This is a genomic window from Spirosoma luteolum, from assembly GCF_054778875.1.
Window position 1 is genome coordinate 348,035 of the sequence record NZ_BAAGZE010000023.1, and the last position, 13,995, is coordinate 362,029.

General features: G+C 60.5%; 11 protein-coding genes and 1 tRNA gene. 2 read left to right on the forward strand and 10 right to left on the reverse strand.

Translation table 11 applies throughout. The features are described from left to right. Nucleotides 1–75: 75 nt before the first annotated feature. Nucleotides 76–153 (forward strand) — tRNA-Val (locus ACYVAC_RS21705). A 259-nt stretch (nucleotides 154–412) separates the two neighbouring features. Here the strand turns inward: ACYVAC_RS21705 and ACYVAC_RS21710 are convergent. The 8 genes from ACYVAC_RS21710 to treF form a co-directional block, all read right to left on the reverse strand. Further along, nucleotides 413–1,813 carry a chloride channel protein gene (locus tag ACYVAC_RS21710; protein ID WP_461099920.1) on the reverse strand — a complete coding sequence of 467 codons (1,401 nt, stop codon included), beginning with the start codon at nucleotides 1,811–1,813 and terminating at the stop codon, nucleotides 413–415. Between the two features lie 33 nt (nucleotides 1,814–1,846). Continuing rightward, nucleotides 1,847–2,425, reverse strand: a complete 579-nt coding sequence (locus ACYVAC_RS21715) for a fasciclin domain-containing protein (protein WP_461099921.1) — start codon at nucleotides 2,423–2,425, stop codon at nucleotides 1,847–1,849. A 77-nt stretch (nucleotides 2,426–2,502) separates the two neighbouring features. Then, on the reverse strand, nucleotides 2,503–2,853 hold the full coding sequence (locus ACYVAC_RS21720; protein WP_461099922.1) for a DoxX family protein: 351 nt from the start codon (nucleotides 2,851–2,853) through the stop codon (nucleotides 2,503–2,505). A gap of 57 nt (nucleotides 2,854–2,910) precedes the next feature. Beyond that, nucleotides 2,911–4,071: a glutathionylspermidine synthase family protein gene (locus tag ACYVAC_RS21725; protein ID WP_461099923.1), complete on the reverse strand. Its 1,161-nt coding sequence runs from the start codon at nucleotides 4,069–4,071 to the stop codon at nucleotides 2,911–2,913. A 153-nt stretch (nucleotides 4,072–4,224) separates the two neighbouring features. Further along, entirely contained in the window at nucleotides 4,225–5,877 is a 1,653-nt protein-coding gene (locus ACYVAC_RS21730; RefSeq protein ID WP_461099924.1) for a glycerol-3-phosphate dehydrogenase/oxidase, read from the reverse strand. Nucleotides 5,878–5,975: 98 nt separating this feature from the next. After that, on the reverse strand, nucleotides 5,976–6,605 hold the full coding sequence (locus ACYVAC_RS21735) for a hypothetical protein (RefSeq protein WP_461099925.1): 630 nt from the start codon (nucleotides 6,603–6,605) through the stop codon (nucleotides 5,976–5,978). A gap of 93 nt (nucleotides 6,606–6,698) precedes the next feature. Then, nucleotides 6,699–7,454 (reverse strand): hypothetical protein, encoded by a 756-nt coding sequence (locus ACYVAC_RS21740; protein ID WP_461099926.1) that lies wholly within the window; start codon nucleotides 7,452–7,454, stop codon nucleotides 6,699–6,701. An 83-nt stretch (nucleotides 7,455–7,537) separates the two neighbouring features. Continuing rightward, nucleotides 7,538–9,073 carry an alpha,alpha-trehalase TreF gene (gene treF, locus ACYVAC_RS21745; RefSeq protein WP_461099927.1) on the reverse strand — a complete coding sequence of 512 codons (1,536 nt, stop codon included), beginning with the start codon at nucleotides 9,071–9,073 and terminating at the stop codon, nucleotides 7,538–7,540. 274 nt (nucleotides 9,074–9,347) lie between these two features. Between treF and uvrB the strand changes: the two genes are divergently transcribed. After that, nucleotides 9,348–11,369, forward strand: a complete 2,022-nt coding sequence (uvrB, locus tag ACYVAC_RS21750) for an excinuclease ABC subunit UvrB (protein WP_461099928.1) — start codon at nucleotides 9,348–9,350, stop codon at nucleotides 11,367–11,369. Nucleotides 11,370–11,422: 53 nt separating this feature from the next. Here uvrB and ACYVAC_RS21755 read toward each other — a convergent pair whose 3' ends face one another. Next, entirely contained in the window at nucleotides 11,423–12,709 is a 1,287-nt protein-coding gene (locus tag ACYVAC_RS21755; RefSeq protein WP_461099929.1) for an MFS transporter, read from the reverse strand. After that, entirely contained in the window at nucleotides 12,709–13,977 is a 1,269-nt protein-coding gene (locus ACYVAC_RS21760) for an MFS transporter (protein WP_461099931.1), read from the reverse strand. Before ACYVAC_RS21760 ends, ACYVAC_RS21755 begins: the two co-directional genes overlap by 1 nt. Between the last annotated feature and the right edge of the window lie 18 nt (nucleotides 13,978–13,995).

Below are 13,995 nucleotides of genomic sequence, written 5' to 3' on the forward strand. Positions count from 1 at the left end.
CAACGCTTGCATAACGCCTTTTTACGACCCTATATTTGCACTCCCAAACGACGACAACGAGAGGGAAAGACAAAAGGGAGTTTAGCTCAGCTGGTTCAGAGCATCTGCCTTACAAGCAGAGGGTCGGCGGTTCGAACCCGTCAACTCCCACCAACAAAAAGCGCTTAGCCTACCGGCTAAGCGCTTTTTTTGTGCCTAATACGTTCCGCACACTCACCAAAAAACGTTCGCTTTCCTATTCAAGTAACGTGGCTTCTTCCTGATCGAACGCTATTCACGTAGAGTGATCGCGAGCGAGCAAACATCGCTTTGGCATCCTTTGAGATAGATCTTGGAATAGAGTGCCGATTAATCGTTCGCTTACGCAAAACACCTACGCCTTACCCGCCCCGTTCTCGATTGTTCCAGTGAACTAGCCCGGCTGTACATCGGTCTTGTCCCTGGCCGTGGCTTCGCGCAGAAAACCAGTTTTCAGGTGCTCGTAGAACGATTCGGGGTCGAGCAGCGAGGCCGCGCCCTGGGCCAGCAGTCCGCCCAGCAGCAACTGAAAAATAACGGAGTGGCGGTCGGTCATTTCGAGCACCAGAATAGCCGCCGTAAACGGCGACCGAACCACGCCCGTCAGAAAACTGACCATCCCCACCAACATGATGAGGTTATGATCGGAGATAGGGATTCGCAGCAGCCGGGCCATGGCGTCGCCCAGGATGGCGCCAACGCTGAGCGACGTGGCAAAGATACCCCCGGCGGCCCCGCTGCTGTAGCTGACGGCCATACCCGTTAGCCGAACCAGCCCCAGATACCAGGGTGTGTCGTGCTGATTCTGAAACAGCAGCCGGTTGATCAGCACTTTGCCCGTGCCAATGGCGTCGGTGCCGATCAGAAAAGCCAGGCCAGCCAGCAGCAGCGCACCCCCGGCAACCCAGGCTGCCTGTTGGCCCGGCGTTTTAAGGCGTTGCCGGTAACGGCCCAGCGCCAGCAGCAGGTTAGCAAAAGCAGCCCCGGTCAGGCCGCACACCACGGCCACGGTGGCCAGGCCCAGCCAGACCATGCCTCCCGAACTGGCCACAACCGGAAAACCCAGGTAGAGGTAAGGCCCCAGCAGGCCCTGCGCCGTGATGCCGGCAATGATAACGGCCGTGAATACCGCCGTCCGGAAATGAGTGATGTGGGTTTGGGTCAGCTCTTCGACCACAAAGACGATACCGCCCAGGGGCGTATTGAACGCGGCTGCCAGCCCGGCGGCCCCGCCCGTGATCAGGGCGATCTGGCGCGAGAGCTGGGGCCACCCAACGGGTTGCAGGCGGTTGATGGCCCGGAAAATGGCTGCCGAAATCTGAATGGTGGGTCCCTCGCGGCCAATAACGCCCCCGCTGAGCAGCAGCAGCACGCTGCTGACGACTTTAACGATGGCCACGCGCATGCTGAGCAGCCAGCCCGTTTTCTGATGGGTAGTTGGGCCCGACAGGGCAATGCCGGCCATCACCTGCGGAATACCGCTGCCCCGGGCGGCCGGCGCCAGCTGCTTCACCACCAGCCAGGCCAGCAGAAACCCCAGCGGCATCACCACAAAGGCCAGCAACGGCTGTATGCGCAGCCATCGAAAGCTCATCTGTTCGGCCCAGCTGAACGCCTGCTCATAGGCCACAGCCGCCAGCCCGGTCAGCACCGAGGCTACCCAGAACGGTATGCTTTGCAGCACCGTCCGGCGCACCCGTCCCCGATACAGCACCTGCAGAATGCGCTGATCGAAAAGCGCCAGCAGGCGCTGATAGCGGGAAGGCTGCTGATCGGGCGAGGGGGTATCTGACATGGGACGGGCGTTGCGGGTATGGCTACTCGTTTACTAACGACCCTCCGCCGAGGCTATGTTCCGCTGAAGCACCTTATTGATGGTATAGATCACGCCGTTTGTAGCACGAATGTCGCTTTGCTCCACATCGGCCACCGTGCCACGCCCGTCGGTGATGGTGATACGGTCTTCCTGCTTGTGGACCACCAGAATCTGCCCCGTCAGGTTGGTCAGGGTTTGCCCGTCTTTAAGCTGATCGGACGTAAGGCGCCCTTTGACCACGTGGTAAGCCAGAAAGGTGGTCAGTCGTTTTTTGCTTGAGGGCAGCAGCATCTCGTCGAGCGTTGCCTGCCCCAGCACCGAAAAAGCCGCATTGGTGGGCGCAAAGACGGTGTACTGACCCGTTGGGCTGGCCTGCCGGCTCAGCCCCGATTTGGTGAGCAGCTGAATCGCCGTCGACAGATCCGGCATGGCGCGGGCCGATTCGTACAGCCGCTGGCCCGTAGCCCGGCCCGATGCGTTCAGTACAGGCCGATTGGCGGTGGCGGCTGTTTGGGCGAAGACCCCGGCAGTAGACAGGGCCGTGGAGAGGAGTAGCGCCAATAAACAGCGCGTGGCAGCATGAGTGGTCATAACGTTGGTTGTTTACAAATGCCCGCAGCGGACACCTATTTATCCAACTCTCCGCCTGTCGAATGGTTCAGGCCCGGCTAACGGGTATAGTGGTAGGCCCAGGCAATCAGCAGTCCTTGGATCGGCAGCCGCCCCCACCGAATCCAGGCGGGTATGCGCGCGAAGGTGTCGGCCATGGCCATGTGCACATTGGCCGGAAACACGGCAATCAGGAGCAGAATAAGCCCCCAGGCGGCCCAGGGGCGCGTGAGCGGAAACAGCAGCCCCAACCCCAGTCCGATCTCGGCTATACCGCTCAGATCTACGAGTTGCTGATGGGCGGGCAAATAGGGCGGCATCAGCGCCAGGTATATCTTCGGGCGAAGAAAATGATTGACGCCGGCCGCTATGTACACCAGCGCCTGTCCGTACAGACTGATCTTGTTCATCGTCGGGGAGCCGTGATAAGCCCTGGGCAATGGGTAACGGCCCCGGTCAGCCCATCCCTATTCGACCAGATGTCCCACAAAGCCGGCCGTGTTGTCGAGGATGGGGCCACCCCGCCGGAAACCCAGCCCGCAGGCTGCTCCGGCAAAAAATACCCCTGCCTGGTAGGATATACCCGCATCGTCCTGCATGAAATCGACATACTGCTGATACACCTTCGGATAATCACTGTAGTCCCCGTCCGACACCTGCTGCACGCTGCCATCGGCGTCGATAAAGCGAATGTTGGCCCCTTCGCGTCCGAACAGCACTTTTTCGACACAACGCTGCCCGGTGAGCGGTGTATGCTGCGTTTCGAGCAACAGCGGGTGATTGGGGTAGAGCTCCCACAGCACCTTTAGAATGGCTTTCGACTGGAACAGAAGCGTATAGGCGGGATTGAGTACCAGCGCCCGCCGTTCGCGTACGATATCGGTCAGGATCGGGATCAGATCGGGCTCTTCGTCGGCAATCACTTCCCAGGGCACCAGCCGGAACCAGAAATCCATTTTCTCGAACTGACTGTTCTTAGGGTTTTGCCAGAAGATGCCTTCCTCTTCCGAGAAGTCGACATCGTCGATAAAGTCGAACTCCACATCGAAACCGGCTTCGCGGGCGGCTTCACCCAGCAGGGCTACGTTCGCGTCGTCTTCGGGAAAGTTACGCATGGCCGACAGCAGCAGCGAGGGCTGCAGGTCGGGGTTGAGCGCCAGAATTTCCTCAAACTGGGCCGTCAGCGTTTCAAAAACGGCGTTGAACTGCCTGGTTTCGTCGCGGCCGTTGGCTTTGAGGTGCGCAAACTGCACCACGGCCGTTTCGGGCAGACAGGTGGCGGTGTCGGCGTTGAATTCGATGAGTTTGATGGGTTGCCCGTCGAGCCCCCCCGCCAGATCGAATCGGCCGTAGAGGTGCACGTTCCGGTCATCGTCCCAGGTCAGCTTAATCAGTTCGATTAAACTCTCGGGAATACCCAGCTCGGCGAACCGATTCTGATCGATGACCGCCTGCCCGGCTGCCACAAACATATCGAACAGCTCATTGGCCGCGTCTTCGTAAGCCTTTGCTTCGGCTTCGCTGATAACGACCACCTCATTGGCCAGATACGGCAGGGTGTCCTGCCCCAGCATCCAGTCCCAGCCAAGATTACGAAGTTGAGCATCCGGCGATTTCGCCAGTGCCATGCGTTTTACCATATCCTGTAAATTACCTGATCATCCGTTACCACTGGTTACCTACTCACTCGCAGGTACGCAAAGAAGCAACGGTTTGCTGTCACCTAACCAATATTTCGTTGGAATGTACTCACGGCTGACAAACGGCAGATGCCTGACCAGCTAGGCCGGTGTTGGCCGGCCGGCAGCCACGCCCGCCTGCTGCGTAAAAGCCATCAGCTGGGCCCGATACCCGGCCAGATGCCGCTGCTGTTCATCAGCGGTCCAGCTAAGGGCCAGCGCCATCAGTTCCGCAACCGGCCCGGCCACATCGCCCGTCAGCTGCCAGTCCGACAGCTCCAGCCGCCACCGCCTAGCCAGCACGTCGCGCAGGGTCACGGCCATTTCGTGGCGTACCTGATACAGCACCTCGGCACCGATCATGGGTAGCCGCTCGTGCAGCCGTTCGCCCAGGTTTGGCTCATCGGCCGCGAGCCGGGCTACGCGGTCGGCGCGGCTGCCATACGTACGCATCAGGTGCTGCGCCACGTCGGCCGGCAGGCCGTAGTCGCGGGCCAGCGCCTGCCACTGATCGAACTGGTATCCCTCGGCCCCAACCAGCAGGTGGTGTTCGGTAGTGCCGGCAACCGGCTGGCCCAGCTGCTCACCAGCGCGGTCGACGGCATCCTGCGCCATCAGGCGGTAGGTAGTCCACTTGCCGCCCAGCAAACTCAGCAGCCCCGATTGCTCGTCGTGCTCGACCTCATGGTCGCGCAACAGGGTTTTGGTATCGGCCCGGCTGCTCACGATCAGCGGGCGAATGCCCCCGAAACCGGCACGTACCTCGCTTTTGTCGGGCACCCGCGCCACGTAGGGCGCCAGCGTCTGCAACAGGTAGTCGACTTCGGCGGGTTCAAGCACCGGTTCGCGGTCGAGCTGGGTATAATCGTCGTCGGTCGTACCCACAAACACATTATCCTCGAACGGAATGGCAAATACCACCCGGCCGTCGGGCGTCTGCGGAATCAGCATGGCCTGATCGCTCTGCAGGGTCTGGCGGGGCAGCACAATGTGCACGCCCTTGCTGGGCCGAATTCGGTCGGAAACAGCCGGGTTGGCCATCCGCCGGACCGCATCGGCGTAGGGGCCGGTACAGTTGAGAAATACCCGCGCCCGAATCGCAAACGACTCGCCCGTGAGTTCATCCTGCACGAGCGCCGTGCTGAGTTTGCCGGCGGCATCGTGCTCGAAACCGGTCAGGGCTACGTAATTGGCCGTGGCCACGCCAGCCTCGTCGGCCGAGTGGGCCAGCGCCAGCGCGTAGCGGGCGTCGTTGAGCTGCCCGTCGTAGTACTGCACGGCACTATGCAGCCGGGGGGTCAGGCCGGGCATGGCTGCCAGCGCGTCGCGCCGGTTCAGCCAGCGGCCTTTTGGAAAGGTAGCGTCGTGGGCGAAAAAGTCGTAGAGGGCCAGCCCGATGCTGATGTACAAACCTTCGAACCAGCTGAATACAGGTGTCAGCAGCGCCAGCGGATGGGCCAGGTGGGGCGCATTCCGAATAACGGTCCGGCGTTCGGCCAGCCCGTGCCGCACCTGCCGCAACTGGGCCAGATCCAGTTTTTTGATGGCCTGCTCGAGGTACCGAACGCCCCCGTGGATGAGTTTGGTCGAGCGGGACGACGTCTCGCCCGAAAAATCGCCCCGGTCTATGAGCGCTACCCGATAGCCCCGCAGGGCGGCATCGAGGGCGGAACCGGCCCCGCTGGCGCCCGCCCCTATGATGCAAATATCAAACGATTCTGTCCGCAGCCGCTGTTTGTTTCCGTCCCGATTCATACGATAAAGGTACACCAATTGATTGAGGGGTAGTGCCTTGTCTGCGCTTTTCTGCCGGCCATAAACCAAAAAAAAGCTGCCCGTGGGCAGCCCGGTTGTCAGGACGAGAAACCGCCGGAACGGCTACGCCCGAAAAAGCCACTGCGCCCCCCCGACGGCCGGGTGGTGCGTACCACCCGCGACGAACGGACATTTTCACTGACGCGGCTGGCCCGGTCATACAAACCCGGGCTGGCATAGACGCCCGCGCCATAGCGCTGCTCATCGGCACGGTACTGCGGAGCCGTCGACCGGCCAAGCATATAGCCCAGACTCCCCCACAGCAGCGCGTTCGACAGGCCGCTGCTGTGATGGTAGGTATGATAACCGCCCTGATTCTGGAGGTAATTGCGGGTCGAGGTATCGGCATCGACCAGCCGTTTGGCCGCTTCGACGCTCAGCGTGTCGCGGTGCCCATCGGCGTAGTTGACAATGGCACCCGCTTTATCGGGCGAAACAGGCACTTCATCGGTTATTTTGAAGGTGCCCGGTTTGGTTTCGGTGATGTAGGTGCGCACGCCCCGGTTGAAGCGCGTTTCGGTTTGCTCCTCGTCCGACTCATTGTCAGACCGGTTGTTGCCGCAGCTCTGCAGCAGTACCGACCCGTTGACCAGAGCCAGCATCAGGGTAGCACTCAGGGTTATGTCTTTTACTCGGCGCAGGACGGTGTGTCGACGAACAGGAGTCATGAGGAATTGATTTAGGAAGCCGAAGCTACAACCTCCCGCAACCACCTGCAATGCCAGACTGGATAAGTTGCTGCTCATCACGACCAGCGGTCGCTAGAACGGACGGTTGCTGTTGCCGAACAGGAACGCCAGCCCTACCGATACGCTGACCAGCCCGATCTGTCGGTCACTGCTGTAAGGCAGGCTCTCCGAGACGCCGTTGCTGCTGACAGCCCGGGACGTCAGGTTGTTGAAGGTCAGCTGCGAATAACTGTAGTCGGCGTTGATCGTGGCCGACAGATCCGGGCACAGCCGGTAGCGTAGACCGGCCCCGGCGCCGAAGGCCAGCCCACCCGTTTGCGAGCCGGTCGTCTGCACCGACATGGTGGTTGTGCCAATGGTACCGGCCATGGCCGTGTTGGGCATGGTAGCCTGCGCCCAGCCAGCCAGCAGATGGCCGTCGATCGAAAAGCGCCCTTTGGGCACCGTGATGTAGGGCCCGGCCATGAAGGTTGTGATATTCCAGTTATCGGCTTTCACCGTCCAGACATCGGTGGCCGCGTGGTAAACAGCGCCCAGCAGGGCATCGGTCTGTATGGCGTTTCGGTGCTGGGTTGCCTGCGCCATCAGCCCAAAGCGCTCGAGCGCCCGAAAGCCGGCCGATACCGACAGGGTCAGACCCGGTGCCGCCATGCCCGCCTTCTGATCGGGTGAAGTACGGCTCCCAAATGCCCCAATGGGCATGTTGCCACCGGCAGTGACCGCTACAAACCCCCGCTTATCCTGCAACGACAGAATAAACGTTTTCTGACCCAGGCAGGTCGTTGTTAAACCGATAAGGAGCAGGAGAATCGATACGTGTTTACTCATGGCGCAGCGTATGCCTCATTTCTACGACATACGCTGCAAATATGATACCACTAATTACCATTCGTAAACTACGTGTAATACACCTATTCGATCCGCATCAATCCCAGATACACCCCATTGGTCCATCCGAAACCGTCCTGGTTGGGGTATTCCCCGCCACCAGTTGTCAGGGCGGCATCGACCACGTTGTACTTCTCCATCATTTTGCCCGTAGCCGCAAAAACCCGGTCGTTGAGCGCTACCCAGCGGCTGCTCCCCGCCCGGGCGGTATCCGTAAAGCCATAGCGCCGTAGCCCTTCGTACACGATCCATTGCAGGGGTGCCCAGCCGTTGGGCCAGTCCCACTGCTGTCCCGTCTGGTTGAGCGTCGTGACCCAGCCGCCCGCCTGCAGGAAGTCGGCCGCCAGCCGGTCATGCACCCGGCTCGCCTGTTCGGGCGTGGCCAGCCCCAGAAACAAGGGAAATGCTCCTGCCAGACTCAGTACCGGGGTCTGCCCACCGGTGGTCCAGTCGATGTCGTGATAAAAGCCTGTCTGCTCGTTCCAGAACAGGGTTTGCACCTGCCCACGCCGGTGTTCGGCCGCGGCTGCGTACGTATCGGCCAGGGCCGTGTCGGCCGTGAGCCGGTAGCCATCGGCCAGGGTTTTCTCGAGCGAATAAAGCAGGCAGGCCAGATCGACCGGAGCAATATCGGCCGCGCGGTTGGTGACCATAGTTGCTTCATCACCCAGCCAGCGGCTGCTGAAATCCCAGCCCGATTCGCAGGCCGCCCGGATATGCGTAAACAGGCCGGCGGCAGCCTCCTCGTCGAGGTGGTTACGCTCCTTCAGCTCGACTTCTTCGCGCCAGGCTTCGGGGCGGGGCGTGGGCGTATCGTCCCAGTAGCGATTGACCGTGCCCGCTGACTGCCCGGGCAGCCAGACCGTGCGGCAGCTGCACCGGCTGGCCGGACTCAACGCGTCGGCTCCGGCCAGCCAGAAATCGTGTTCGCGCTGCAGCTGAGGCAGGTAGCGCAACAATACATTGGGCCCATCGATCTCGGCCAGCAGGCCCACCATCAGCGCAAAAAACGGCGGCTGCGACCGGCTCAGAAAGTACGTCCGGTTACCGTTGGGAATGTAACCTACCGTATCGATCAGAAACGCGAAGTTGTCGAGCATACCCCGAATCAGGTCGAGCCGGCCCGACTCGCGCAGTCCGATCATGGTAAAGTAGCTGTCCCAGTAGAAAATCTCACGAAATCGGCCGCCGGGCACTACATAGGGATGCGGCAGCGGCAGCCGGGAGTGGTAGGGAATGGGCCGGTCGGCCGAGCGGGTCAGGTGGTCCCAAAGCCGGTGAATGTGCGTCACGGTACCCGCTTCCCGGTCGCTCACGTAGTTCCCCCCGACGGGTACCGGCACGGCAAAGTGGGTCTGCACAAAGGCATCGAGGCTAAAGTTGGGCTGGCCGACAGCGACTTCGTAGGCCGCCAGAATCTGGTCGGGCGCCTGCTGCGGTACACAGTCGACAAAGGTTTTGGAGTCGGCAAAGAGGTGCTGGCGCTGTACCGCTTCGAAGAGCGGGCCAAACAGCTGGTCGGGCGACTGGCGGGTATCGCGGGGATTGGGTACGGGCATTGGCACGAAGCAACAGAAGTGGCAGACTACCGGCCGGGCCGGTGGGGCAGCAGCCCCGGTAAAGGCACGACAGACCGGCAAGGCCTGTGGTTTTGCTAACACGAGCGATTCCAGTAAGTTTTAACAAGCCAGTATGTGGGAACAGATGCGCCCTCCGACGAGTTGAACAGAGGGGTACATACGGCCCTGATCCGGGTTGGAAGCGACCTTGTAATTGGGGGCTAAAATGCGTAAATTAGCCAGCTTGTAATTGCCTGCTGCGGCAGGCCTGCTAATGAACTTCAAACTAACTTCTGACTTCGAACCAACCGGCGATCAGCCCAAAGCGATTGAGCAGCTGGTGAAAGGTATCAACGAGGGCGAACCCGCCCAGGTACTGCTGGGGGTAACGGGTTCGGGCAAAACCTTTACGGTGGCCAACCTCATTGCCCGCACCAATCGCCCCACGCTTATTCTGAGCCACAACAAAACGCTGGCGGCCCAGCTCTACGGCGAGTTTAAACAGTTTTTTCCCGACAACGCCGTCGAATACTTTATTTCCTACTACGACTACTACCAGCCGGAGGCTTACATTGCCACCACCGGTACGTACATTGAGAAAGACCTGGCCATCAACGAGGAGATCGACAAGCTGCGGCTGGCGGCCACCTCGGCCCTGATGAGCGGCCGGCGCGACGTGATTGTGATTGCGTCTGTGTCGTGCATCTACGGCATGGGCAACCCCGAAGAATTCAAGCGCAACGTGGTCCGGATCGGGGTGGGCGAGCAGCTGAGCCGCAACAGCTTTCTGCATCAGCTGGTCAGCATTCTCTACAGCCGCACCGAGGGCGATTTTCAGCGGGGCAATTTTCGGGTCAAGGGCGATACCGTCGACCTGTACGTGGCCTACGCCGATTTTGCCTACCGGGTTATTTTCTTCGGCGACGAAATCGAAACCATTCAGCGGATCGACCCGTCGACGGGTAAAAAAATCTCGGACGAGAACCTGGTCACGATCTTCCCGGCCAACCTCTTCGTAACGGGCCGCGATACGCTCAATATGGCCATCCACCAGATTCAGGACGATATGGTGACGCAGGTCAACTACTTCGAATCGGAGTTCCGGGAGATGGAAGCCACCCGCATCCGCGAACGAACGGAATTCGACCTGGAGATGATGCGCGAGCTGGGTTACTGCTCGGGTATCGAAAACTATTCCCGCTACTTCGACAAGCGGATGCCGGGTCAGCGTCCCTTCTGTCTGCTCGATTATTTCCCCGACGATTACCTGCTGGTAGTCGATGAAAGTCACGTAACCATCCCGCAGATTCGGGCCATGTGGGGGGGCGACCGTTCGCGCAAGACCGCCCTGGTCGACTACGGTTTCCGGCTTCCGTCGGCCATGGACAACCGGCCGCTTACCTTTCAGGAGTTTGAGGATCTGTCGGGCCAGACAATCTACGTCTCGGCAACGCCTTCGGACTACGAACTGCGCAAAAGTGAGGGCGTGGTGGTCGAACAGCTGATTCGACCCACGGGGCTGCTCGATCCCGAAATCGAGGTGCGGCCCAGCCTCAACCAGATCGACGATCTGCTGGAGTCAATCGACAGCCGCATCAAAAACCACGAGCGGGTGCTGGTGACCACGCTAACCAAGCGGATGGCCGAGGAGCTGACCAAGTACCTCGAACGCGTGGGCATCAAAACCCGCTACATTCACTCGGAGGTAAAAACCCTCGACCGGGTCGAAATTCTGCGCGACCTGCGGCTGGGTAACTTCGATGTGCTGGTGGGGGTAAACCTGCTGCGGGAGGGGCTCGATCTGCCCGAAGTATCGCTGGTGGCCATCATGGATGCCGACAAGGAGGGCTTCCTGCGCGACATCCGGTCCCTGATTCAGACCATTGGCCGGGCCGCCCGGAATGCCAACGGCAAGGTAATCATGTATGCCGACACGATGACGGGGTCGATGCAGCGGGCCATCGAAGAAACCAACCGGCGCCGGGCCGTACAGATGGAGTACAATACCGACCACGGCATTACGCCGACCACGGTGCTGAAGTCGCGGGAGTCGATTATGGGCCAGACCAAAGTGGCCGATTCGAAACCGAAGCAGTACTACGTGGAGCCCGAAGAGATTCGGATTGCCGCCGACCCGGTGCTGCAGTATATGGGCAAAAACGATCTGGAGAAGGTAATCAACGAAACCCAGTCGAAGATGGAGCGGGCGGCCAAAGACCTCGACTTCCTCGAAGCGGCCCGCCTACGCGACGAGCTGTTTCAGCTCCGCGACAAGCTTAAAAAAGAAACGGCCTGACCCAACGGGGGCAAGCCCTATCGTAGGGCGGTGGTGTAGCGGTGGTTTACGGCCTACACCACCGCCCTGTCTTCGGCGACCCGGTCGGTGTTGGGCTCAATAAAGTCGAGGTCGCGGCCAAACGTTTCGTCGAGCCGGCTCAGCGACCAGAACGCCAGCCCATAGACCAGCCCGCCAATCAGGCCGGCGGCTGCCAGCGCGCCGACCGATGGTTTCAGGGCCTGAAACAGCAGCGTCATCGGAATAAGCACCCCGCGCACAACGCTCGGCACCGAGGTTGTGGCCGTGTTGCGCAGGTTGGTGCCGTAGCTTTCGGCTACCATGGTCAGGTACATGGCAATGTAGCCCGTGCAGAAACCGGCCAGCAGACACACGGTGTAGATACCCTCTGCCGTCTGTATACCGCCGAACAGGTAAACGCCACTCAGGGCCATACTGCACACCAGCAGCCCGGTGATGGCTTTGATGCGCGACCGCAGCCACTGACTGAGCGGACCGCTGAGCAGGTCGCCACCGGCCAGCCCCACGTAAATCATCATCACACAGCGCCCGGGCTTCACACCCCCGGCAATGCTCAGAGCCTCGCCCAGTTCATTGGCAAACGTGGCCAGAATACCCACAATGAACCAGGTGGGCACCCCGATCGAGACAAAGCGCAGGTACTTCCGGAACTGGGGCCAGCTCCGGAAGAAATACCGAAAGTCGCCCCGGCTCGTGTGCCCGTTCCCGGCTTTGAGCCGGCTGAACAGACCCGATTCGAACACACGCACGCGCAGCAGCAGCAGGGCAAGCCCCAGCCCACCGCCGACCCAGAACGCGGTTCGCCAGTCGAAGTATTCAACCGTCAGGTAGGCCACACCCGCACCGAGGTAGCCAATACCGGCCACCAGCGCTGACCCATAGCCCCGAATCTGTTTGGGCAGAATTTCAGATACCAGCACCATGGCCGCGCCAATCTCACCCGAGAGCCCGACGCCCGCCACGAACCGCAGCAGGGCGTAGGTATTTACGTCGTTGACAAACCCACAGGCAATGTTGGTCAGCGAATAGGTCAGGATCGAACCGAACAGCACCGACATACGGCCGCGCTTATCGCCCAGAATACCCCACAGAAAGCCGCCCAGCACCAGGCCAGCCTGCTGGCAGTTGAGAATAAAGGTTCCTGCGGTCGACACCTCGGCGGCCGAAAACCCCATCGACTGCAAACTGGGCACCCGCACGATGCTGAAAATAAGCATATCGTAGACATCGACGAAGAACCCCAGCGCCGATACGATCACGGGCAGGGCGAGCAACGGCCGGAGCGACGGCCGCACGTCGGAAACCGATTGTGTCTGCATCAGTCTTCCAGAAAATCGAGGTCGCGGCCGTGCGTTTCCGGAATAGTCAGGATGGCGTAGAAGCCCAGTATGAACGCAATCAGGCCCACCACGGCAGCGGCATTGATTTCGGCCAGCGACGGCTTGAGGGCCTGGTAGGTCAGCGTCATCGGAATCACCAGCCCACGTACCATGTTGGGCACCGTGGTAGCCGCCGTGGCGCGCAGGTTAGTGCCGAACTGCTCGGCCCCGATGGTAACAAACATGGCCCAGTAGCCAATACCGAAACCGGCCGCCAGACATAGGGCGTAGAGGGCTACGGCACTCCTGACGCCCCCAAACAGGAAGATTACGCTAAACACGAGGGCGACGGCCATCAGCAGCGCGACGCCTTTCTTGCGTGATGCCATGGCCTGGCTGATGAACCCGCTGGCCAGATCGCCCGCAGCCAGCCCTACATAGCACCACATGATGGCCAGCCCGGGCTGAATCTCTTCAGCAATGCCGAGCGCCCTGCCAAACTCGTTGGCGAAGGTGGCCAGAATCCCGATCACAAACCAGGTGGGCAGTCCGATGCCGATGCACTTGAGGTAGCGGCTCAAGCGGTCGCGGCTGGTGAAGAACGCAAAGAAATTGCCCCGGCTCACGCCCGTCTGCTCGGCCAGTCCTTTAAACATACCCGACTCGACCACACCAACGCGGAGCATGAGCAGCCCGATGCCAAGTCCTCCACCCACCAGAAAGGCCGTCTGCCAGTCGAACAGCTTGACGGTGAAATACGCCACAACGGCCCCCGACAGGCCGATGCCCGCTACCAGTGAGGTTCCAATGGCGCGTTTTTCTTTGGGCAACACCTCGCTCACCAGCGTGATACCGGCCCCCAGCTCACCCGCCAGCCCTACCCCGGCCACAAACCGCATGAGGGCGTAGTAGGTAGTCGGCTCCATAAACGTCACGCTTTTGACAAACCCGCAGGCGATGTTAGCAATGGAGTAGGTAATGATGGAGCCAAACAGCACCGACAGCCGGCCGCGTTTATCGCCCAGCACGCCCCACAGAATACCACCGATGAGCAAACCACCCATCTGCCAGTTCATAATCGAGGTACCCACGGTTGAAATCTGCTCGGCTGTCAGGCCGAGGTCTTTCAGGCTGGGGACGCGCACAATGCCGAACAGCAGCAGGTCGTAGATATCGACAAAGTAACCCAGGGCCGCTACGATAACCGGCAGGCTAAAAAGCCCGACGGCTGCGGGTCGTGAATCAGAAACGGGAGCAGGAACAGCCATATACTATGGACAATGGAC